The sequence below is a fragment of the Acetobacterium paludosum genome (assembly GCF_008086595.1).
Taxonomy (GTDB): Bacteria; Bacillota; Clostridia; order Eubacteriales; family Eubacteriaceae; genus Acetobacterium; species Acetobacterium paludosum.
This window is the reverse complement of record NZ_RXYA01000016.1, coordinates 96,367-118,469: the sequence shown is the minus strand read 5'-3', so window position 1 is coordinate 118,469 and position 22,103 is coordinate 96,367. Positions and strand designations below refer to the sequence as shown.

Genomic DNA, 22,103 nt, shown 5'->3' with positions numbered 1-22,103 from the left:
GGCCCGGGTTGCCATGCAGATCGGGCTGACTTTGGCATGCCTGAATATGAAAAAACTGGCAAATCTGCTGTACCGAAAACGAATGCGTTTTGGGTTGCCTTCACGTTTTATTCTGTTTTTTCATTTTCCGGCAGCAATATAAAAACCCGACTACAGCTTTGTTTGCTTGTAGTCGGGTTTGTCTTCGCTCTGAAACCTTTTTTTGAAAAGGTTTTTTTGTTTTTTTGAAGTAATAAAACAGAAATCAAAATGAAAAGAGAAAACCATGAATACTGTCGTTATCAACAAAATACCTGTAGAAGCAAATATTGAAAATCTACTGCCCCAAAAAAACTTTAAAGCTGATTCTCCCATTTATTATGAGTATCTGCATGCTGCGGATATTCTCACCAAAAGAATTCAGCCAATGGCCCTTTTGAAAGAGTGTAGTGTGGAGATCATATCCGACAATACCATTCTGATTGACGGTCATGTCTATAAAAGCAAAATGCTGCGTCACCTGCTAAAGGACAATCAGAAAGTATTTCTGTACCTGCTCACAATCGGTGAAACGCCTTCTGATCTTACCCAGACTGAGACGTATTTTGTGCATTCCTTAAAGCTGCCGGTGATGGTTTCTGCCATGCAAGAATTAAAAAAAATGGTGCAAACAGAGCAACATATCGAAAAAATCGGTATGGTTAATCCCGGTCTGATTCCGGACTGGTCGTTACAGGCCAATCAATCCATCTTTGAAACCTTTGGCAGCACTACAAAAGCCATTGGCATGGAAATAACCAAACAGAGTTTGATGCGCCCACTTTATAGCTCATCAGGGATTCTTTTTGAAGATTATCATCATTACTGCGAGTGTGAAACCTGCACCATTGATGCCTGTATTGGCCGAGAATTCCGGTTTAACCAGACAGCTTGATTAAAATCTTTACACGACTGTACTTTTGATGGATTTTTTCATATTACGATAGGAGAATTTTTGTGGCAACTAATAAGAACCGTATCGCACTCATCGGACGGATTGGCAGTGGTAAAACCACATTATGTCAACGGCTGACCAATGAACTTATTGCCTATGGCAAGACCCAGCAGGTCAATTACTCCGAACATTTTATTGATACCCCCGGTGAATTTATTGAATTACCCTGTTTTCGTCCCCAAGCCATCAACGTGACCTGTGACTCAGGGCTGATTATTCTTATCAATTCCGGCACCGATCAGCAAAACTCGGTCCCCCCCAATTTTGTCTGCACCTACAACATCCCGGTGATTGGTGTCATTACCAAGATCGATCATAAGCACTGTGACCTGAAGCGAAGTCAACGCTATCTGACATATGCGGGTATCCAGCCAAACAATATTTTACCAGTCAGTGCTTTCACCGGCGAAGGGATCGCTGAGCTTAAAGCCGTTATTCAAAAACATGTCTCTTTTGATCACTAAACCGTTTAATGATCATGGCGATGATGGATATTCAGTGAAATCATCAGCATGACATAGGGCATTTCCTTCTTTGTCAGTCCGGCTTCTTTTGATTCAAGTTTGCGGTTTTGGTTAAAAAAAGTAAGCACCGTCATTCCGATTCCTGCCCCGAGATAGAGCAATGTCGCTAAAAAAAGCGGGCTTAATTCATTGATCAGCAGCTTGGAAAAGGGCGCATTGAAACCAAAAAGGACGGCGGCTAATATTGCATATAAAACGGAATAATTTTTCTTTCTTGTTAATCACCATTATTTCTTAATCATTCAATTTCAAACCTACGATTGGACGGTTCCAGCTTACTCAAACTGCGCCTGATACAACTGCCAATAGCGGCCGGTCATGCGCATCAGTTCCTGATGCGTGCCGGTCTCGACGATCTCGCCCCGATCCACAACCAGAATATGATCGGCATTCTGGATTGTTGAAAGGCGATGGGCAATCACAAAGCACGTTTTATCTTTCATCAGATTGCGCATCGCTTCCTGAATCTTCTTCTCTGTTCTGGTATCGACATTGGAAGTTGCCTCATCCAGGATCAGTATTTTTGCCTCTAAAAGCATCGCTCGGGCAATGCTCAACAGCTGTTTTTGCCCCTTGGAAATATTGGCTCCTTCATCACTTAAAATTGTTCCGTAACCATCCGGCAGATGGGTGATAAAGGAATGAATTCTGGCGGCCTTGGCGGCGGCCACAACCTCTGCCATGGTGGCATTTTCTTTGCCGTAGGTCAGGTTTTCATAAATACTGCCGTAAAAAATCCAGGTATCCTGAAGCACCATGGCGTAGGCTTTTCTCAAGCTGTCCCGGGTCACCTCATGCACTTCCTTGCCGTCGATATAAATCTGTCCGGCATCCGCATCATAAAAACGCATCAGCAAATTGATGATCGTTGTTTTGCCGGCGCCGGTTTCACCGACAATGGCGATCAGTTCGCCGGCCTTCACTTTAAGACTGAGGTCATTGATAATCCGCTGCTGAGAATCATACCCGAATTTAACATGGCACAGCTCAATATCACCCCTGATATTTGCCAGCGGGACCGCTTCCTTAGCATCGGGAGCTTCCGACAATTCATTCAGAAGATCGAAAACCCGTTCGGCGGCCGCCAAAGCCGATTGCAGATCACTCATGATATTGGCCATTTCATTGATCGGTCCGGCGAATTTTCTGGAATACAGGACGAAGGACGAAATCTTCCCGATGGTCATTTCGCCGGCCAGATACAAAAGCGCCCCGAACACGCTGATGAAAGACAGCGAAATGTTGTTGATAAAGTTGACCATCGGAAAAATCATACTGCCGTAGTATTCCGCATTGTAATAAGCCTCGACTGCTTCTTTGTTCCTGATGTCGAATCGTTTGATGGTACTTTCTTCCTGGTCATAAACCTTGAGAGTTCGTTGACCCGATACCATTTCTTCGACAAAACCGTTGAGTTTTCCGAGTTTCCCGGAACGGCGGCTAAACAGCGGCCGGGTCTTTTTAACCAGATATTTCGACATCAACAATGACAGCGGCACCGTCACGACAAAAATCAGCACCAGCTTGGGGGAGATGGCCAGCATCATCAGAAATGATCCCAGCACGGTAATCACCGCCGAAGAAACCTGGACCAGATCATCGGAAAGCGAGCTGTTAACCGTATCAATGTCGTAGGTAATCCGGCTGATCACGTCGCCGGTCTGATGAACATCAAAATATCCGATCGGTAAATCAAGCAGCTTGTTGAAGACATCCTTGCGCATCGCGTAGGTCACCTTCCGGCTGATCGTAATCATCAATACTTCCAACCCATAGGACAGCCCGGCGGATGCAAGATAAAAGCCGACCATCCAGAAAGCAAAATAAAAAACCCGGCTAAAATTGACCTGTCCGACGCCCAGTTCTATGGCATCAATCGCATATCCGGATAACAGCGGTCCGACCAGAGCCAGCAGATTACTGCCGATGGTCAGCAAAATCGCCAGCAGCAGCCGCCACTTATAGCGCATCAGATAGCCGCCGAGTTGCATCAGGGTTCCTTTTCTGTTTTTCGGCTTTTCGAATTTTTGTGAACGTCTCATCTCAGACCTCCCCCATTTGCGAATCGCTGATTTCCCGATAGGCGTCGCAACTCGCCATCAATTGTGCGTGCTTGCCATAGCCGATGGCGGCGCCATTTTCCAGCACCAGAATATGATCCGCATGCAGAATCGAACTCACCCGCTGGGCGACAATGATGATCGTGGTCTCGCCAAAGTGTTCTTTAATCACTTTACGGAAAGCGGCATCGGTTTTATAGTCCAAAGCGCTGGAGGAATCATCCAAGATCAGGATATCCGGCTGTGCCGCCAGGGCCCGGGCAATCAGAATACGCTGCTTCTGTCCGCCGCTGAGATTGGCCCCCTTAATTGTCAGGGCTTCCCCGGAGCGGTCTGCTTTTTCATCGACAAATTCTTTGGCGCCGGCATAAAGAATCGCCTTTTCGGTTTCTTCTTTTGACAAATTTCTTTCCAGCCCAATATTTTCTTCAATGCTGGCTTCAAAAATAATATCATTTTGAAAGACCACGCCAAAGTGCTGATGCAATTCCCCCAAGGGGATCGACTTGACATTCCGGCCATCAATATAGATAGCGCCGTCGTCAACATCGTACAGACGCATCAGTAGTTTTAAGAGTGTCGATTTGCCGGCCCCGGTTTCTCCGATTATCCCCAGGGTTTCGCCTCTTTTGAGGGCAAATGAAATATTGGCAAGATTCGGTTCTTTTTTGTTGTAGGAAAACGTGATATTTTCAACTTCCAGATAATAATCGCTTGCTTTTTGATCTCCTGCCGGGATCGTCAATTCCGCTTCAAGCGCCAACACCCGGTTAATCCGATCGGCTGAAGCGGTCGCTTTCGTCCAGGTCTCAAAGATACTGGAAACCGACCGCACCGCCTGAAGGATAATCGCAAAATAGGTCATAAAGGCCAGAATCTTCCCCACTTCCGATGTGCCCTGGTTAACGCCGTAAGCGCCCACCAGCACCACACACACCAGGCCGAGATTCAAACATACATTCATGGCTGGCTGAATAACCGCGATGGTCGTGCGCGCTATTCTTTCCCGGTTCACCACTTCGGCATTGATGGCTTCAAATCGGGCTTTTTCATAGTCTGTTTTAGATAATGCTTTGATCACGCGAATGCCGCTGATATCTTCTCTGACCAGCCTGACGAAACGATCAATGGTCTGCTGCAGGGCCCCAAACAAGGGAATACTTTTTTTGGAAATCAGGGTAATGATGATGACCATGATCGGCATCATCCCGATCAGGACCGCGGCCAGCACCGGATCCAGAGTTATGGTAACAATAATCCCCCCGATCAGCATAATCGGTGCCCGAATTCCCAGACGCTGAATCCGAATGATCATCTGATGAATATTGTAAGTATCCGTTGTTAACCGGGAAATCACCGATGGCTTGGTAATCCTGTCCATTTGATGACTGGACAGATACATCACCCGGGTAAACAGATCATGGCGAATAACCTCGGTGGCATCACTTCCCACTCGGGCCGCCATGCGGTTGGCGATAATATTAAAAGCCACCCCGATAATGGAGCAGACCAGCATCACGATGCCCCAGTAATAGATTTCCATTTTGTTGTTTTGCGGAATCACATTATCAATAATATAAGCCAGAATATAGGGCAAAAAAAGGTCCATGATCGAACCGGTAAATTTAAAAAATACCCCGAATAGCATGCGATGATAGAATGGTTTTAAATAAACCATAAATATTTGTTTCATGGATTCCTCCTTTTTTATTGATTTTAACGATAAAATTGGATTGCGTCAAGTGGTGGACTCCCTTCGCCTTCATCTAATATTTTGATACCATCACGATCAGTTGGCATTAAAAACAACGCCTAATCTCTAATCAGGCGTTGTGATACAACCATAACATTTGCATTTTTTAGAATCGTAAGTCAATCTTTATTGTTTCTCTCCTGAAAAGGCATACCAGCAGTTATTACTTGCAGCTTCCTTCCCATGCATTGCTGGAAGCCTCATTAACGGTATTCCTTTAACATTCGAAAAGCCAGCTATTTCAAGCACCTCAACAAAGGTTGAAACACCTGGCTCGATATCTTCATTTTTTCCATGATTTTAATTATAGTTACCGGCATTTGCATCCCATCAGTTTTCTATTCTTTCCAGTAATGCTTCCATCTTTATTCTCCTCGTATAATATGTTTAGAACCATTACTTTATGGGTCTAAACATATTTATTTTTTTATTCTTAATTGAGATATCCTAAAGCTAAATATCATTATAGAATGATTAGCGCAGGATAATTCCTATTCTCCTTGCGCCGCCTTATGATAAACGCTTTTAAAGCATGTTTTCTGACTTATTTTTTTTGGTCCCAATTATAACATGTCGTCTATAGGTTGTTGTCAAACGCACTTTGTATGGCATCGCTTTTCGTTCAATCCGATCAATGTCATCCATATAATTTTGACTGATACTCGAAAATCCTGCTTTTTTCATAATTGATTCTGTCTTTTTTCGATTTTCTTTCTTTTTCATGGGAAGCATTTCCGCAAGTTCTTTACTATAACTTCCCGTTCTCTTCCACGGATTTCTAAACTCAGTCATCGCAATCAGAAATTTCCCGAAATTTGCTTTAATATTATCACCGACAGAATTGTCAGCCCAATTTCCATCTATAATAACAACTCTACCCCCTGGTTTTAACACCCGATTCCATTCTGCAAGAGCTTTTTCTGGAGAAAGAAGTGTCCACAGCAAATGACGATTTATTACCAGATCATAATAGCCATCCGACTCTGACGATAGATTTTCGGCATCTTCCACTTCAAATGTAATTTGAAGATTTTCTTTTGCTGCTTTCTCTTTCGCTTTCCCCATCATACCTTCTGATAAATCAACACCTTTAACACAATGGCCAAGTTCTGCTAAAAAAATTGCCAGAAAACCTGTTCCTGTTCCGATATCGAGTATATTTAGTGAGGAATCTCCCGCTATTTTTTTCAACGCTTCACGCCAGGCAACAGCTTCCGCTTTCGATTTTATACCATGTCCATAATGGTTATCATATGAATTGGAAGAAGTGTTCCAGCAAGAGATAATTTCACTTTTTACATCAATCATAAAACACTCACCATTTCTTTAGTGCCCTTAAATACATACCAGGGCTTAGCATCGTCATTTAATGAAAGATCCTTGCGTAACAATATCGCTTCGGGATTGTAAAAACCAGCTTTCTGATATGCCGCCAGATGATCATCGATTGTAGCATCCCGAAGTGGCATAGCGTTGCTAAGTTCAGGCGGATACTGCATTTTTGTATTCGGCTTTTCTAATTCTCCCAGTTCTCTTTCCTGAGGCGTTGTTATCCGTATGAAAGATAGTAGTACCCCACCGGGTTTAAGTACCCTTATCCATTCTTTTATGCTTTTGACTGGATCCAGTATCAGCCATAATACTCGACTATTGATAACCGCATCAAATGAATGATCGTCAAAAGGCAGCTTATCACCATCTCCCATTATAAATTCGACCGCGGTTCCCCTTCGAGCTGAATTTGATCGGCCTATTTCTAACATCCCTTCAGAAAAATCTATTCCAACCGAATGATAGCCAAGTTCAGCAATCATATTAGCAAGGAAACCCGTTCCCGTGCCGATATCAAGAACCTTACCATTTCCTTTTTTACCAATTAGTTCCTCCAATGTCGGTCTCCACAAATCAACATTTTCTGTCGCATGATCTTCATCAAATGTGGGTGCTCGTTCTGTCCATTTACTTGCAATAATTTCTGCAAAATTTTCCATCATAACACTCTCCTGTGTATTCTAATTTTTTTCTTACTGAAAAATCCAAAGGCAACTGGGAATCAATCAACATCTGTGTATACTTCTCCTGTGGGTGATCAAAAACCCCTTCAGCTGATCCTGTTTCAACGAAGCGACCGTTCTGCATAACTGCAATTTCTGAGCACATCTGCCGAGCTACATACAAGTCATGAGTAATAAACAGGATGGTTAATTCATATCTCTTTTGAATTTTTTTCATTAAAGTTAGTATTTGTGCCTGAACCGAAACATCCAGTGATGATGTTGGCTCATCAGCTATAATTAGATCCGGTTCCATAGACAACGCTCTGGCAAAAGCTAATCTTTGAAGCTGACCGCCACTTAGCTCAAAAGGATATCTTTCAAGATGCTCAGGAGTCAGTCCTACTGTTTCCAACCAATAGTTTACTTTTTCTATCTTTTGATTTCGATTCAGTGAAAAGTGTATGTCCAGGGGTTCCATCATACTCCTCTCGATTTTCCATCTTGGATCCATGACACCGTCAGGTTCCTGAAAAATCATTTGTACGCGTCTTCGGAAATTTGATGTTTTCATCTCGCTGTTCTTTAATATATTTTTACCGTCAATATATAGCTCCCCCGAAGTTGGTTTGAGCAAACCTGCGACTATTTTCCCAATAGTTGTCTTTCCACTGCCACTTTCGCCAATAATACCAAAACAATCACCTTTTTTTATTTGGAATGATACACTCTCAACCGCCGTCAATTTGTCTTTTGAAAAAAAGCCACCTTTATAAACTTTAGATAAATCATTTACTTGAAGCATAATAACACCTTACCTTATGAGTCTCACTCAATACCATGTCTGGCGGCTCCGCTTTTTTACAAAGCTCATTGGCATGCTGACACCTTGGTGAAAATACGCACCCCTCCGGTATATCGATCAAAGAAGCACCGAAGCCCTTAATCGGATGCAGCCCTCTCGAAGGATGCGCATTGATCAATCCAATTGTGTACGGATGTTCCGGTGATCCAAAAATCTCTTCCACCGTTCCAATTTCCAGAATTCTCCCACAATACATAATCGCAATTCTATCTCCCAGAGCAGCCGCAACACCAAGATCGTGAGTTATTATAAGCATTGCTTTTCTTGTTTCATCGGTTATTTGCTTAATCAGATTAACGATCTGCATTTGAACCGTAACATCAAGTCCTTTTGTCGGTTCGTCAGCAATTAAAATTTCCGAATCACAAGCAATACCCAAGGCTATCATCGCCCTTTGTCTCAACCCACCACTTAACTGATGTGTATAATAATTAAGTAAGTTCTCAGGAATCCCTGTTCTAATTAAAATACGCTCAGCCTCTGCTTGCGCTTCCTTTTTGTTCAAGTGCTCGTGCTTAACAATTACTTGAACAAGGTGCTCTTTGATGCTCAGACAAGGATTTAGTGACGAAAGAGGATTTTGCATGATAATAGCAATGTTCTTGCCACGAATTTCCTGCATTTCTTTTTCTGTCGCATTGATCAACTCTTTATCTTTATACATCAATTGACCTGAATAAAATACATTGGTTGGCAGTAACTTCATTATCGTCATCCCAAGCACTGTCTTACCCGAACCTGTTTCGCCAATAAAAACAAGTTTTTCCCCTTCATCGATATGAAAATTTACGCCATCGACTGCTTTAACAAGCCCTGCTGGAGAATCAAAATGCACCTTGAGATCATGACTTTCAATTAATCGCATTAATACCATCTCCAATCACGTTTTTATTGTCTTTTTTAAATGTGGATCGGCAAAATCTCTTAAACCATCGCCAAGCATATTAAAAGAAAACATGCTTAATGCGATTGCGATCCCTGGGAATATGATCATATGGGGATAGAGCGACAGGTATTGTTTAGCTTCACTTAGTGTCGCACCCCATTCTGCTGTGGGGGGTTGTACCCCAAGACCAAGAAAGCTGAGTGATGAAATTACAAGGATTGTACTGCCAATGTGTAGTGCGGCAAAAGTAATAATCATCGGCATGACATTCGGAATGACGTGTAAAAATATAATTCTGGCATCGTTACAGCCGATTCCCCTGGCCGCTGTAATAAAGCTCTGTTCCTTGAGACTCAGGACAAGACTGCGAGCCATGCGCGCATAACCAATCCAGCCCAGGACAATTAATGCAAAAAACAAATTACTAATGGAAGGCCCTAAAACACCAATAATAAAAAGTGTCAGAATTATACTTGGAAAAGACATCAGCACATCCACAATTCTCATGACAATCTCATCTATTACACCACCCGTATAAGCCGCAAAGGAACCGATAATCAGTCCCAGAACAGCATTCACCATCACAACACATACTGACAGCCCAATCGAAACGCGGCCGCCATAGATAATCCGGGCAAATAAATCTCTCCCAAAACCATCGGTTCCAAAAATATGTCCATCCGTTCCCGGTGGTAGTAATCGTTTTGTCAAATCAACCGTATATGGATCAAAGTTGCATATACGCGGAGCAAAGATAACCCCAAAAACCATAATCGTTATAATAATGATTGAAACTTTCATAAGTAAATTACTATTTTGTATGATACCGTTCTTTTTCATTATTATTATCTTCTTTCATATCGAATTCTTGGATCTATATAGGTGTACAAAATATCAGTTATTAAATTGATCACTACAAACATCATTGCAATCAATAAAACAAAACCCTGAATCACCGGAAAATCTCGTAAGTATACTGCATCAATTAGGAACTTCCCAATTCCCGGCCATGAAAAAACTGTTTCGACGACCACAACCCCTGCCAGTAGGTGACCAAACTGACTTCCGATTGCAGTTACGATTGGCCCCAATGAATTTCTCAAGGCATACTTGATCAAAATGACGTGTTGTGACAGCCCATTTCCTTTGGCCGTCGTGATAAAGTCCTGAGACAGATTTTCCAGCATGCTGCTTCTAATAACCCTCGAAAGCGTCGCAGTATAACCAACAACAAGGGTCGCAACTGGCATAATCAGATTTAAATAACTACCATAACCAAAGCTTGGCAGCCAATTCAGTGTTTTAGAAAAAACAATCATCAGCATAAGCCCCAACCAGAATTCAGGGATCGACATGGCTAGCAATGTAAAGAATCTGCTGACATGATCAAACGTTCCCCCATTATTTGCCGCCGAACGTACTCCAATAAAAAATGCTAGCGGGATAGAAAAAGCAAGCGTAATTAACGTAAGCTGCAATGTTGCCTTGAATCTCGTAATAAATTCATCCATAACCGGCTCAGAGGTATTGATGGACTCTCCAAAATCGAAACGCAGAGCCATATAAAGCCATTCACTTGTCTGTGTGAGTAGCGGAACATCAAGATCCTTTTGTTGCAAGAATAGCTCAATTTCTTCATACGATGGATCCTCGCCGGTTCGCTGTCTCAAGATATTCTCAGCGGGATTTCCAGGTGCCAAGTATAATAGGACAAAAGACAAAAGCGATGCAATTATCATTATAAAAATCCCCAGGAAGAGCCTTCGAAAAATCATTTTTTCCATTTAATTCGACCTTTCTGTATTTTTAGCTTATGGCGGAAAAACTGATAATGCGGTTTTCCGCTATAAAAGTGTATTAACTAAGTCATACGGGTAAGTGCTATACACTATGAGTTGCAAATTTATTTACTCATATCCATATCCAACAACCGCACATTGCTCATGTCAAACATATTTGAACCAACCTTATATCCCGTAACACGAGGATTACATGCCACAAGTTTAAGAACGCTGTATAGCGGCATACAAGGGGCTTGTGCATGAAGATACGTCCACAAGGTGTCGATTTTATTATTTCTGCTATCAGTATTTGGTTCCGTGAAAGCAGCATCGATCATGCCATCCAGTTCCGCACTGTGAAAAGAGTACGCCCAATCTTTATTGGTGGAATAGTACTTGTCTCCAATCCCAATACCACCTGGAATTGAGGGCATATTTCCAGAATGGTGGATATACATATTGTAGTCTCCAGCTTTCTTCATGTCACTTGCGGCACTACTCTCAAGAGTGAGAACATCGATCTTTGCTCCGATTTTTTGAAGTTCAGACTGGAGATATACCGATACCGTATCAGCATTTGCTTCACCCTGAGGAACGACTAGTTTAAGTTCAAGCTTCTCTCCATTCTTGTCACGTATACCATCACCATCAGAATCGATCCAACCCGCATCATCGAGCATTTTTTTCGCACGGTTTTGATCAAATTTATAATAATTTTCATCAACTTTATCTGGACCTAGTACAAACCAAGGTGCTGTAATCACTTTAGAAGCTTTGGTCATATCCTCAAAGAGTGTTTTTACCATTAATTCACGATCAACTGCCAAATTGAGTGCCATTCTAACATTCACATCGTCAAACGGCGCTTTTGAACAGTTATATTCAATCACCTGATATCGTCCTGTTTCATCAGTCTCAACTGTGTATCCTTTTGACTTTAATTCAGCAATTTGCACATATGGTATACTTGAATGATGCTCTGCTATTCCAATCATATCTACTTCATCACTTTCAAGAGCCACAACCATGGCTGTTGGATCCGCAACGTAAAGCCATTCGACACCATCTAACTTGGATGCACCTCCCCAATAGTCATCGAATCTCGTCAACTCAGCTTTAACACCTTTTTCATAAGTCGCTTCATCAAAATAAAATGCTCCCGTTCCAATATATCCTGACAGCTTTCCTTTTGGATCTCCAGCCGGCTCAAGATCAGCTGCACAGATCATAGGAGCACTTGTACTGGAAAGAGTGTTAAGAAATGATGCAAGATATGTTCCAAGAACAACCTTAAGCGTCGATTCGTCAATAACTTCTATACTGTTAACAGATTTCTTCAAATTCGCATCATTATTTTGCGCATATTCAAGGGAGATTTTAGCTGTCTCAGCGTTAAATTCGCTTCCGTCATGAAATTTTACTCCCTTTTTTAAATGGAAGGTATATGTCAGTCCATCGTCAGAAACATCATATTTTTCTGCCAACCATCCACTAAAATTACCGGCCATGTCAGACTTTACCAAATTTTCGTATACCAGTGTTTTACCTTCCATCGCACTCTTGAAATCAAAAGCTGCTGCAATTCTTAGAATTTTCTGTGAACTTGCTGAAGCTACCGATTCATTCGAATTTTTCCCAGATAAGCCGCAACCTGACAGAGTTGCCATCACCAAAACAAGTACCATAGCAAGCGCAAGAATGCGTTTGTTCATTGTGTATTTTTTCATGCTTTCCTCCAAAATTTTATGTATTACTCAAACTCTTTTGTAAAAAATGTGATCACAAAACAGAAATTTTCACTTTTTCAATCATCGCTATCAATCACTCTACCCTACCAAACATCCTTTGCCCCCCTACTCTTTAGTCTTCTAAGCATCTAATCCAACAGCATTTTTATCCAACTATGTTTATATAAAAAACCGCAAAAGTTGAGCCCTACTGCAGTAGGACAATCAACCTTCACGGTTTAATTTTTTTATATTATTCTGCATAGCGAAAGATAGCGCCATATCTGTATCCCGATACAAAACAATAACAATGTTTAATTGTTTTATTGAGCACTATTTATTAGCTGGTCTACTCATTTGTTTGATGCTGATTTTTCATTTTTCGCCCTTAAACACATACCAGCAATTACTCTCAGTCGCATCTTCTCCATGCATTGGCGGCAGATTCATTAATGGAATTCCTTCGACGTTTGAGAAGCCAGCTGTTTTAATCAATTCCATAAAGGCCGAAACAGGTGCGCCTTTTAATGGTAATGAATTCTCGATATCCTGTTCATAATGACTGCTATGCACCGGACCTTCTTTAATGTGAACAATGCAGAATAATTTTCCACCAATAACCAACAATCTTTTCCACTCGGTTACCGCTTTTAAAGGCTCTGTTAAGGTCCACATCAGTGATTTATTGGTGATGATATCAAAACTTTCATCGGTAAACGGAATCGTTTCAACCGAGCTTTTGACAAAATCGATTGACAAATTTCTTGCTTTTGCATCCTGTTTGGCATAATCCAGCATGCCCACCGATAAATCCAGTCCGGTAGTCTGATAACCAATCGACGCTTCAATCATGGATGCAAATCCTGTTCCAGTACCAACATCCAATACTTTTTTGGTGAGATCATCGCCTAAAAGCGTTTTTATTTCAGTTGTCCACTGCTCGATGTCTTCATTTTTTCCATGATTTTCATTATAGTTACCGGCATTGACGTTCCAGCGATTTTCGATTCGCTCCAACAGTGCCTGCGTTGTTACACCTTTTATCCCTTTAATGATATACCATGCTTTATCCTCGTTCATATTTCGGATTTTATCAAGCTTAATGGCTTCAACGTTGGAGAACCCGGCTTCAATAAGTGTATTGATGAGTTTGTTTTCATCAGCACCCTTTAATGGCAGTTGATCTTCAATATCTTGACTATAATGATTGCACGAATCTCCCATTGAACCAATGGTAACGATGCATAGCAGCTTCCCACCATTTTTTAATACCCGGAACCACTCTTTACAGGCTTCTCCTGGATTTAATAAGGTCCACATCACGTGTCTGTTGACGATTACATCCATGCTGGCATCCTCACAGGGTATGTTTTCGACATTGCTTTTGATAAAATCAATCCTCAACCCTTTATTGTTAGCATGGTTTCTGGCCACTTCCAACATCCCACTTGAGATATCAACAGCATGGCATTGATATCCCAACTCCGCTGCCATTAAGGTAATAAAGCCGGTTCCGGCCCCCACATCCATCAGCTTAATATTTTTATCTGGGCCGATATTTTCTGCCAATGCTTCCATCCAGTGTTTTTTGTCTTCGGGGGTTGTGTTCACCTGATGACGGTTATCATACTTTTGTGCATTAACGTCCCATCGTTCTTCAACCGCTTGTATCATATTATTCATCTTGTTCTCCTGTTCAATCTAGTTTTTTACTTTTCGGTTTTTTACATTGAAGTAATATGTATACGTATATTTCGTATCATTATAAAACCCTGCTTTGCCAACGGGAACAAGATTTCTTGCTATGAGCAAATATTGACCCGCTTCTTCTGCTTTTACTAAGAATCTTCCGCTTGCATTTGTTATCAATTTTCTTTGAACAACCGGTTTGTTCTCTTCCCCTTGAAAAGCCAAATCAAGTTCAGTATTCGCTAAAAAGCTATCAATGGTTAAAAGTTGAAAGCCAATTTTTTCACCTGGCTGCCATTTGGTATATTCATCTGCTTCAATACGCAATGGCAGTTTTAACATATCCGGTATGAGGACCGGCGTTATATTATGACCGACCATCATCGTCAGATGAGAATACTGGGTGAAGGATGTCGCACTTTTGGCATCGGGATAATCTTTTAAGGTGCCTTTCTGAAACTTTCCTTCCTGATCAATAACATATAAGCCCACATACTTTCCGATGAAATGGTACAAACCCTTCTGTATTGGAGTATAGCGGATAACATAATTGTCTGCATCATATTCATCCACGAGAAGATCCTCGGTGTTGCCATCCGGCATTACCACGCCTACGGTTAAGCCTTCTTTTCTTGCCAGCCCGTGTCCTTCCATGTTATGCCCCCATCTTGTGAAAACCTCTACGGCATCACCCTCATGCACATGGTTTGTTCCGGGTACCAGCCAGCCTTCATGACCATAAACCATATGATCCGTCGTATCCAAAAATTCAATTTTCATCATTTTTATCCTCTCGTTATCGCATTATTTTTTTAGCTTGGGCAATGTCACTCAACTTTATATATTGTGGCAGGCAACAAATCGATTTTTTTCTCCAACTTTTTTTAGCTCGGGTCTTTCTTCTTTACATATTTGTGTACACTGATCACATCTTGGATGAAAAGCACACCCTGTCGCTCGATTTTTGGGATCGGGCGGTTCGCCAAAAACCTTTTTCGTACCAAGTTTCCTTTTCTCTCCATCAATGGTCAGTACTGAACCAATCAGCATTTTTGTATAAGGATGGATTGGATTTTCGAAAACATCTTTTGTATCTCCAGTTTCTACAAAACTCCCCAAGTACATGACATTAACCCTTTGTGTCATCATGCTTACAATTCTGAGGTTATGGGATACATAAACAAGACCGAGTCCATTATTTGATTTCATTTGATTCAATAGCTGCAGAATTTGAGCCTGAACAGAACTATCCAGAGAAGCCGCCGGCTCATCTGCCACGATGAAATCCGGTTTTAGGGATAAGGCTCGAGCCAAGCCAAGCCTTTGTCTCTGACCGCCCGATATTTCATGCGGATACCGATTGTAAAATTCTTTGCCTAAATTAACATAGTTCAGCAATTCATCAATCCGCTGATTCGCTTCGTCTTTTGGAATTTTATTAATTACAAACGGCTCCTCCAATAACTTTTTCACCGTAAATTTGGGATTTAAGGTACTGTCGGCATCCTGAAAAATCGGCTGTAATCGCGGCCGCAGTTTTTTCATCTCATTAAAAGTGAGCTTTGATATTTCGCGTCCGTTATAACAGACGCTGCCTTTTGTTGGCAATGTCAGCCCGACCAACATTTTCCCGAGCATCGACTTACCACAGCCGCTTTCACCGACAATACCGACACTTTCACTGCTATTTACGGTTAACGAGACATTATCCACGGCAGTGATTTCTTTTTTATTAAATACCGAAAAATGTTTATCTTTGAAAACCTTCGTCAAATTAACGGCTTCAATTAGGCACGACATTTAAGCATCTCACTATTCTCTTACCCATCACAATATCCTCAGGCTTTTTTGTTTTGCATATTTCCGTTGACTTATTGCATCTTGGTTCGAACGGACAACCTAAAAAAGATTCCATTAAATTGGGGACTGTTCCAGGTATTGTATAATTACAGGGATCTTTTACCACATTCAATAATTCTTGCGCATATGGATGAAGTGGTTGCTGAAAGAATGCATCTCTTGCTGCTATTTCCATCATATTTCCGGCATACATTACGCCAATTGTATCTGCCATATCATGAACAACTGCCATATCATGGGTAATCATGAGAATCGCCATATTATATTTTTCTTTAATTTCCTGCAGCAATTCCAGTATCTGATACTGAACGGTAACATCAAGAGATGTCGTTGGTTCATCGGCAATTAATAATTGCGGATTACAGGCAAGCGCAATGGCAATCATCACCCGTTGCTGCATACCGCCACTGAGTTCATGTGGATATGAATTGTATCGGTTAATTGGCAATTTCACCTCTTTGAGTTTTTTTAATGCCTGTTCTTTAGCTTCTTTTTTTGAACACTTGAAGTTGGCACGGTATGTTTCAGCAATCTGATTGCCAATTCTCATTACTGGATTGATGCAGCTCATCGGTTGTTCAAAGATAGTGGCAATTTTCCTTCCTCTTATTTTTGCAAATTCTTTATCCTCTAAATTTGCAATATCCACGCCTTCAAATTTTATTGAGCCATTAATCATGGCGTTTTCAGGCAGGAGTCGTGTTAATGATAATGCTACTACACTTTTTCCGCAGCCGCTTTCCCCAACGATACAAAATATTTCTCCTCTTTTGAGGTGAAAATTTATATTTTCAGATACATTCACATCACCAATACTTGTTAAAAATTTAATATTTAATTTTTCAACTTCTAAAAGCTTTTCTTTATTCATAATGCCAACTCACTTTTTATTCTTGGATCCCAATAATCCCGAAGACTATCATCTAAAATATTAAAACTAAATACCACATAACTAATCAGCAAACCTGGGAAAATAAACAAATGTGGTGCCGTCGACATGAAATTCTTGGATTCACTGATCATCGCACCCAGTTCAGGTGTCGGCGGCTGCACACCGAGCCCGATAAAACTCAACCCCACAATTGCCATCATTGTATGAGCTATTCTTTGAAACGCAAAAGTTGAAAGTGGCTGAAAGACACTTGGTAAAACATGTTTGATGATTGTATAAAACCGATTCGCTCCTAAAGCCGTCGCTGCATCAATAAACGGCATTTCTTTTGCCGTTAAAACGCACCCTCTGACCATTCTCGCATAAACCGCCCATGATGTAATAATTAATGCTAGTGTAATATTAAAAGCCGATGCCCCTAAAATTCCCGCAATGGCTATCGTGAATATTTTTGTCGGGAATGCCATAAATACGTCAATAATTCTCATTAGGAATTCATCAACCGCACCGCCTAAAAATGCTGCTGTGCTTCCAAAAACAAAACCAATCACCATTGAAACAATCACAACCACTAATGATATTTTAACGGAAGTGCCGGTTGCATACACCAATCTGCTGAATAAATCTCGGCCTAACTGGTCAGTCCCCATAATATGAGCTGAAGTGACACCCTGCAGCCGGATGCTCATGTTTACGTCATTGGGATCATAAGGAGCAATTAATGGTCCGGCAAACACAATAATTGCCAAAAACAAAATCATAATAACTCCTATTTTAAAATTTTTACCCATTATTTTTGCCGCCTTCATTTTGATAATCAATTCTCGGGTCGAGTTGCTTGCAAATAATATCGATAATTAAATTCGCAAAGATAAAGAATACCGCACTTAATAGCACAAACCCCTGTATTACCGGAATATCCTGATTACCCGCTGCTTTTGCAAAAAAATTACCAAGACCTGGCCAGGCAAACATTGTTTCAACCGCTACTGCCCCGCCGATAAAATGGGTCAGATGAATGCCGACAACTGTAACAATTGGTATCAATGCATTTCTTAATGCATGTTTCATCATAATCTGACCCTCACTCAGACCTTTTGAACGAGCCGTTCTGATATAATTCAGATGCAGCACTTCTAATACACTTGTTCGTACTAATCGAATTAATGAAAATGAGCTGGATAATCCTAACGCCAGCATTGGCAGAATAATATTTTGAGGTGACGTATATCCAAATGATGGCAATAGATTCAATACAATTGAAAATACGTACACCAATAGCATTCCCAACCAAAAATCAGGAATTGACATTCCCACTAGCGAATACGCTCTGCTAATCCGATCAAATATTGAATTTGCTTTAAATGCCGAATAAACACCGATTGGCAGGGCGATGATCAATGCTAGTAATTGACTGGAAAAATACAATTCTGCGCTGGCCTTAAAACTGTAAATAAAGTCATCCAGTACCTCTGACCCATCGCTTAATGATTTCCCCAAATCACCTCTCACCGCATTTTTCAACCAGCTCGCATATTGGATTAAAATCGGTTGATCAAAACCATATTCTTGATTAAAATCATTGATTTGTTCTTGCGTCGGATCCCCCGAATAACGGGATTGCAGAATAATTTGAGCCGGAGAACTCGGGGATAAATAAACCAACATGTACGCCAAAAATGATGTTAAAATCAATACTGGTATCAAATAAAGCAGCCTTCTAAAAATGTATCTAATCAACTTTTCACCTCGTGATACCCAAATGTCTTTTTACTTATTTTTTATATGTAACATTATCAAATGTCGGCTCAGTACCGATAAATTTAATTCCTTCAACACCATCTTTTGCTACTACGAAAACCGCATTATAGTAGAGTGGTACACAGGCAGCCTCAGCATCAATGGCTGCATAAAATTCTTTGAATCCTGCTTTTCGTTCATTCACATCAAATGGATCCACCGCTTTTTGAACGGCTGATACAATTGTTTCTGAGGTATAACAGCCAGAAGCTCCAAATTCAGGTGTTGACGGATCAAACCGGCCCTCATTCCGTGAATAAATCCTTCTTTCCGGTCCGCCAATGTAATATGAAGTTACATCCCAATCGGCACCTTTTTTAGCATCAGCATACTTTGTTGCATCCATGACCTCTAATTGAAGGTTAATGCCCGATTCCAGTAACATCGATTTTAAAAGTTCGGCCATTTTTACCTCATCGGTATTATCACTATTAACAAGCATTTTTGGTGAAAAACCGGTCAATCCGCATTCAGCTAATAATTGTTTTGCTTTTTCCGGATCATATTTATAGCTTTGCACCCCTAGTGATGTCGTAAATGGTGAACAATCTGAAAAATAAGCATCATTTGCCGGAGTGATCCAACCATCAAACAAACCCGCTATTTCATCTTTATTAATGGCATAATTCATCACTTGTCTCAGTTTTATATTTTTCCAGTTATCATTGTTGGTATAATTAAATGCCAGTACTGTTGTCATCGGCATTTCTTGTTTTAAAACCTGAACTCCCCCCTCTTTAAGTGTACTCAGCAGATTTCTCGGCGTATAAGCTGATCCACCATGGTAATAGTCAACGATCACGTCGACATCTCCCGACTGAATAGCCAGAACTCTTGCTTCATCATCTGTTATTGTATTGACTGTAATTTTTTCAAGTTTTACCGCATCACCTTTGTAATTCTCATTTGGCACAAATGTTGTATATTGGTCTTTGACATATTCACTAATTTTCCAGGCCCCTAAACTAGTATATTTTACAATTGGTGTTGTGGGATCCCCAGGAGTCTGAAAAGAATTTGAACCGATAATCGTATTTCCATATTCTGCAAAACCCGCTAACGCGATATATCCATCCATACCATCTTTATAATAAAAATTGATTGTGTAATCATCCGGTACTTCAATTTTTTCAACGCGATCCATTTCAGTCCACTGAAAACTCTTAAGTGCTATATTTCGATCAAAGATTAATCTGACTTCCTTTGCTGTTAAATCGGTACCATCTGAAAACTTCAGACCTTTTTTAATTTTAAAAGAAATACAGCTTCCATCATTTTTAACTTCCCAACTTTCAGCAATACTGGGTACTACTTCACCATTAACAACTTCAACCAGTCGTTCTCCAGCAAATATCGCTACGAGCATATCCGGATTTCCTTTTTCTGATATTACATTGGTATCTTTCCCATAAGCAACTTTTAATTCCGTTTGATTTGTTTTACCACTTGCTCCAACGTTGCTGCAACCAACAGAACCAACCAGCATCAGTGCTGCCATACCAAAGCACAACAGTTTTTTTAATTTTGAATTCATTCCTACTCCTCAATTTCTTTTTCAATATTTTCTAAAATCATTTTTAAAAATACCTATATATTGTCTTTCCATTACCATCGTTTCTTTATAATCGTTTGTCCTTTAATTTAAATTTTTTATAAAAAAACCGCGAAAATTGACACCTACTACAGTAGGAAAATCAACCTTCACGGCTAAATTAATTATAATATTCATCTTTTTTTATATTATATTTATTTTGTTGCTTTATTTTCGTTATAATATCACAACTTGTATATACTTGTCAAACATTTTTTAGAAAGTGTGAATCTTGTGAGTAAAATTCACTTTGGCAACCGTATCTCATACTTTAGTGTTTCCAAATAGGCGAATTGTTTGTTCACCAATCCGTTTGCCAAACAAATTGAATAAATCTTTTCGCTCTTCCACTCCATTGTTGACGCCAATACCAATGGGTCCAAGATGAATAAAGGGTCGACCGCAACCGGCTCCTGACGAATAGGTTAGCATCCCTCTGACCAACATATGACTGATCATGCCTTGTAGCGCAATATCTCCGCCACCATGCATGGCGTTGGCGGTAGCAAAAGCAGCGCCCAGTTTTCCACCCAACTGACAATCCCAATCCGTATCAAACCATTTTTTAAATTGCCAGCACATATTGGCAACATAGGTAGGTGTTCCCATAATTACCGTATCACTTTCATTAATGAAGGTATTATCCATGGTTGAAGGTTCATTTAAATTCATCAGTCTGATTTCAAAACTGCCGGTTTCCATAAGACCTTCTTTGATATATACTGCTGCTTTTTCCGTATTACCCGTTTTGCTAAAATATAATATTGTTATTTTCATCTATTCCTTTCTTCCTCTCATTTACTCTTGCCTAAAGCTTCACTAAAATTTTCCCGCGGCGGGATACTGCATTTGTTTTAAGGATTCCATTTTCCGATCGGGCGTTGACAAATGCCGCAACTTTTTCCTGCAAATCGATGGTATCTTTCCCGTAGAAATTCAATCGCGACATAAACTCTTCAACTGCACTCTCAATATTCAATTCTTCCGGTCTGGCATTCTGTTTTACTTCAAAAGCCAGATTATAACCCTGAGTATAAAGCCAGTTCAGATTATAGATAATATCACTTCTCCACATCAGTATTTCTTCTCCATACAGTTCTTTCCAGAGTTCTCCAAAAGCTTCACTGTCCCTTCTTCCAGCCCATCCGCTGAAATACAAATATTTTTTTGCACAGGACATCGCTTTTTTAAAAAGTTGTGCATTGTGAACCCCTGGGCACATGGAAATAAAAACCAGATCAAAAGCCTCTGTCCACCCCATTTTTTCGACATCCACATCTTCCCATGATTCCTGAACAACCGTCACACCGATTTTTCCTTCGTTCTGAATTTGTTCTTTTATAAATGATGACATGGCTGTTGTCGGTTCCAGAGCGGTTACCTCAGCATTCTTTTCTGCAAAAGCGAAAGAAAAAGCCCCGGGACCGGCTCCAATATCAAGGATCTTCATCCCTTCAAGAGTGACCCCCTGATTTTCCAGCCAAATAATCACTTCATCCGTTCTCTTTTTACCCCGTTCTCCTTTAACATTGGACTTAAATTTCTCAGCCCGTTTTTCCCATAATTCTACACTGTAAGCAGGTCCGTCACTTTCAGGATGGTCTCTATGAGTTTTCGATTTTTCCCAAATATTCTCCCAATATTCCGGATCTCTTAGCTTTAATATTTCTTCTTTCATTTTTTCACCTTTCTGTTAGTTGTCGTTTCA

The 22,103-nt window shown here is 40.6% G+C and carries 20 protein-coding genes and 1 pseudogene; 2 read left to right on the top strand and 19 right to left on the bottom strand.

Annotated elements, in window-relative coordinates; genetic code table 11:
* The first annotated feature begins 265 nt into the window (after positions 1 to 265).
* Both FZC41_RS15470 and FZC41_RS15465 read left to right on the top strand, forming a co-directional pair.
* Positions 266 to 913: a hypothetical protein gene (locus FZC41_RS15470; RefSeq protein WP_148568344.1), complete on the top strand. Its 648-nt coding sequence runs from the start codon at positions 266 to 268 to the stop codon at positions 911 to 913.
* Between the two features lie 62 nt (positions 914 to 975).
* Positions 976 to 1,437, top strand: a complete 462-nt coding sequence (locus FZC41_RS15465) for a EutP/PduV family microcompartment system protein (RefSeq protein WP_148568343.1) — start codon at positions 976 to 978, stop codon at positions 1,435 to 1,437.
* 5 nt (positions 1,438 to 1,442) lie between these two features.
* Here the strand turns inward: FZC41_RS15465 and FZC41_RS15460 are convergent.
* The 19 genes and pseudogenes from FZC41_RS15460 to FZC41_RS15370 all read right to left on the bottom strand — a co-directional run.
* Positions 1,443 to 1,685 (bottom strand): annotated as a pseudogene (locus tag FZC41_RS15460) (EamA/RhaT family transporter); the annotation flags it as partial.
* An 87-nt stretch (positions 1,686 to 1,772) separates the two neighbouring features.
* Entirely contained in the window at positions 1,773 to 3,539 is a 1,767-nt protein-coding gene (locus FZC41_RS15455) for an ABC transporter ATP-binding protein (protein WP_148568341.1), read from the bottom strand.
* A gap of 1 nt (position 3,540) precedes the next feature.
* Entirely contained in the window at positions 3,541 to 5,250 is a 1,710-nt protein-coding gene (locus FZC41_RS15450; RefSeq protein ID WP_148568340.1) for an ABC transporter ATP-binding protein, read from the bottom strand.
* Positions 5,251 to 5,835: 585 nt separating this feature from the next.
* Positions 5,836 to 6,618 carry a class I SAM-dependent methyltransferase gene (locus FZC41_RS15445; RefSeq protein ID WP_148568339.1) on the bottom strand — a complete coding sequence of 261 codons (783 nt, stop codon included), beginning with the start codon at positions 6,616 to 6,618 and terminating at the stop codon, positions 5,836 to 5,838.
* Positions 6,615 to 7,304 carry a class I SAM-dependent methyltransferase gene (locus FZC41_RS15440; protein WP_148568338.1) on the bottom strand — a complete coding sequence of 230 codons (690 nt, stop codon included), beginning with the start codon at positions 7,302 to 7,304 and terminating at the stop codon, positions 6,615 to 6,617. The genes FZC41_RS15445 and FZC41_RS15440 overlap by 4 nt, the downstream gene beginning before the upstream one ends.
* Positions 7,270 to 8,109, bottom strand: a complete 840-nt coding sequence (locus tag FZC41_RS15435; RefSeq protein ID WP_148568337.1) for an ABC transporter ATP-binding protein — start codon at positions 8,107 to 8,109, stop codon at positions 7,270 to 7,272. The genes FZC41_RS15440 and FZC41_RS15435 overlap by 35 nt, the downstream gene beginning before the upstream one ends.
* On the bottom strand, positions 8,093 to 9,034 hold the full coding sequence (locus FZC41_RS15430; protein ID WP_170254014.1) for an ABC transporter ATP-binding protein: 942 nt from the start codon (positions 9,032 to 9,034) through the stop codon (positions 8,093 to 8,095). The genes FZC41_RS15435 and FZC41_RS15430 overlap by 17 nt, the downstream gene beginning before the upstream one ends.
* A 15-nt stretch (positions 9,035 to 9,049) precedes the next feature.
* Complete coding sequence (locus FZC41_RS15425; RefSeq protein ID WP_148568335.1) at positions 9,050 to 9,895, bottom strand: ABC transporter permease; 846 nt, start codon at positions 9,893 to 9,895, stop codon at positions 9,050 to 9,052.
* A gap of 5 nt (positions 9,896 to 9,900) precedes the next feature.
* Complete coding sequence (locus FZC41_RS15420; protein ID WP_279235192.1) at positions 9,901 to 10,830, bottom strand: ABC transporter permease; 930 nt, start codon at positions 10,828 to 10,830, stop codon at positions 9,901 to 9,903.
* A 128-nt stretch (positions 10,831 to 10,958) separates the two neighbouring features.
* A complete protein-coding gene (locus tag FZC41_RS15415) occupies positions 10,959 to 12,563 on the bottom strand; it encodes an ABC transporter substrate-binding protein (RefSeq protein WP_148568333.1) in 1,605 nt (534 codons plus the stop codon).
* A 375-nt stretch (positions 12,564 to 12,938) separates the two neighbouring features.
* Positions 12,939 to 14,246 (bottom strand): class I SAM-dependent methyltransferase, encoded by a 1,308-nt coding sequence (locus tag FZC41_RS15410; RefSeq protein ID WP_148568332.1) that lies wholly within the window; start codon positions 14,244 to 14,246, stop codon positions 12,939 to 12,941.
* 18 nt (positions 14,247 to 14,264) lie between these two features.
* Positions 14,265 to 15,035, bottom strand: coding sequence for a DUF4198 domain-containing protein (locus tag FZC41_RS15405; protein ID WP_148568331.1), 771 nt, complete (start codon positions 15,033 to 15,035; stop codon positions 14,265 to 14,267).
* A 54-nt stretch (positions 15,036 to 15,089) separates the two neighbouring features.
* Positions 15,090 to 16,052: an ABC transporter ATP-binding protein gene (locus FZC41_RS15400; RefSeq protein ID WP_148568330.1), complete on the bottom strand. Its 963-nt coding sequence runs from the start codon at positions 16,050 to 16,052 to the stop codon at positions 15,090 to 15,092.
* The gene (locus FZC41_RS15395) at positions 16,036 to 16,983 is read right to left on the bottom strand and encodes an ABC transporter ATP-binding protein (protein ID WP_148568329.1); all 948 of its coding nucleotides are present in this window, start codon (positions 16,981 to 16,983) and stop codon (positions 16,036 to 16,038) included. The genes FZC41_RS15400 and FZC41_RS15395 overlap by 17 nt, the downstream gene beginning before the upstream one ends.
* The gene (locus FZC41_RS15390; RefSeq protein WP_170254012.1) at positions 16,980 to 17,795 is read right to left on the bottom strand and encodes an ABC transporter permease; all 816 of its coding nucleotides are present in this window, start codon (positions 17,793 to 17,795) and stop codon (positions 16,980 to 16,982) included. The genes FZC41_RS15395 and FZC41_RS15390 overlap by 4 nt, the downstream gene beginning before the upstream one ends.
* Positions 17,788 to 18,744 carry an ABC transporter permease gene (locus FZC41_RS15385; protein ID WP_243136742.1) on the bottom strand — a complete coding sequence of 319 codons (957 nt, stop codon included), beginning with the start codon at positions 18,742 to 18,744 and terminating at the stop codon, positions 17,788 to 17,790. The genes FZC41_RS15390 and FZC41_RS15385 overlap by 8 nt, the downstream gene beginning before the upstream one ends.
* A gap of 34 nt (positions 18,745 to 18,778) precedes the next feature.
* Complete coding sequence (locus FZC41_RS15380) at positions 18,779 to 20,338, bottom strand: ABC transporter substrate-binding protein (RefSeq protein WP_148568328.1); 1,560 nt, start codon at positions 20,336 to 20,338, stop codon at positions 18,779 to 18,781.
* Between the two features lie 321 nt (positions 20,339 to 20,659).
* Positions 20,660 to 21,172, bottom strand: a complete 513-nt coding sequence (locus FZC41_RS15375) for a flavodoxin family protein (RefSeq protein ID WP_148568327.1) — start codon at positions 21,170 to 21,172, stop codon at positions 20,660 to 20,662.
* A 31-nt stretch (positions 21,173 to 21,203) separates the two neighbouring features.
* A complete protein-coding gene (locus FZC41_RS15370) occupies positions 21,204 to 22,073 on the bottom strand; it encodes a class I SAM-dependent methyltransferase (protein WP_148568326.1) in 870 nt (289 codons plus the stop codon).
* Between the last annotated feature and the right edge of the window lie 30 nt (positions 22,074 to 22,103).

Bases quoted from the DNA above. Each gene is read 5' to 3' on its own strand.
- FZC41_RS15450 (WP_148568340.1), bottom strand. From the start codon at position 5,250: ATGAAACAAATATTTATGGTTTATTTAAAACCATTCTATCATCGCATG.
- FZC41_RS15425 (WP_148568335.1), bottom strand. From the start codon at position 9,895: ATGAAAAAGAACGGTATCATACAAAATAGTAATTTACTTATGAAAGTT.
- FZC41_RS15390 (WP_170254012.1), bottom strand. From the start codon at position 17,795: ATGGGTAAAAATTTTAAAATAGGAGTTATTATGATTTTGTTTTTGGCA.
- FZC41_RS15400 (WP_148568330.1), bottom strand. From the start codon at position 16,052: ATGTCGTGCCTAATTGAAGCCGTTAATTTGACGAAGGTTTTCAAAGAT.
- FZC41_RS15455 (WP_148568341.1), bottom strand. From the start codon at position 3,539: ATGAGACGTTCACAAAAATTCGAAAAGCCGAAAAACAGAAAAGGAACC.
- FZC41_RS15430 (WP_170254014.1), bottom strand. From the start codon at position 9,034: ATGCGATTAATTGAAAGTCATGATCTCAAGGTGCATTTTGATTCTCCA.
- FZC41_RS15395 (WP_148568329.1), bottom strand. From the start codon at position 16,983: ATGAATAAAGAAAAGCTTTTAGAAGTTGAAAAATTAAATATTAAATTT.
- FZC41_RS15440 (WP_148568338.1), bottom strand. From the start codon at position 7,304: ATGATGGAAAATTTTGCAGAAATTATTGCAAGTAAATGGACAGAACGA.
- FZC41_RS15375 (WP_148568327.1), bottom strand. From the start codon at position 21,172: ATGAAAATAACAATATTATATTTTAGCAAAACGGGTAATACGGAAAAA.
- FZC41_RS15410 (WP_148568332.1), bottom strand. From the start codon at position 14,246: ATGAATAATATGATACAAGCGGTTGAAGAACGATGGGACGTTAATGCA.
- FZC41_RS15370 (WP_148568326.1), bottom strand. From the start codon at position 22,073: ATGAAAGAAGAAATATTAAAGCTAAGAGATCCGGAATATTGGGAGAAT.
- FZC41_RS15445 (WP_148568339.1), bottom strand. From the start codon at position 6,618: ATGATTGATGTAAAAAGTGAAATTATCTCTTGCTGGAACACTTCTTCC.
- FZC41_RS15415 (WP_148568333.1), bottom strand. From the start codon at position 12,563: ATGAAAAAATACACAATGAACAAACGCATTCTTGCGCTTGCTATGGTA.
- FZC41_RS15405 (WP_148568331.1), bottom strand. From the start codon at position 15,035: ATGATGAAAATTGAATTTTTGGATACGACGGATCATATGGTTTATGGT.
- FZC41_RS15435 (WP_148568337.1), bottom strand. From the start codon at position 8,109: ATGCTTCAAGTAAATGATTTATCTAAAGTTTATAAAGGTGGCTTTTTT.
- FZC41_RS15470 (WP_148568344.1), top strand. From the start codon at position 266: ATGAATACTGTCGTTATCAACAAAATACCTGTAGAAGCAAATATTGAA.
- FZC41_RS15380 (WP_148568328.1), bottom strand. From the start codon at position 20,338: ATGAATTCAAAATTAAAAAAACTGTTGTGCTTTGGTATGGCAGCACTG.
- FZC41_RS15420 (WP_279235192.1), bottom strand. From the start codon at position 10,830: ATGATTTTTCGAAGGCTCTTCCTGGGGATTTTTATAATGATAATTGCA.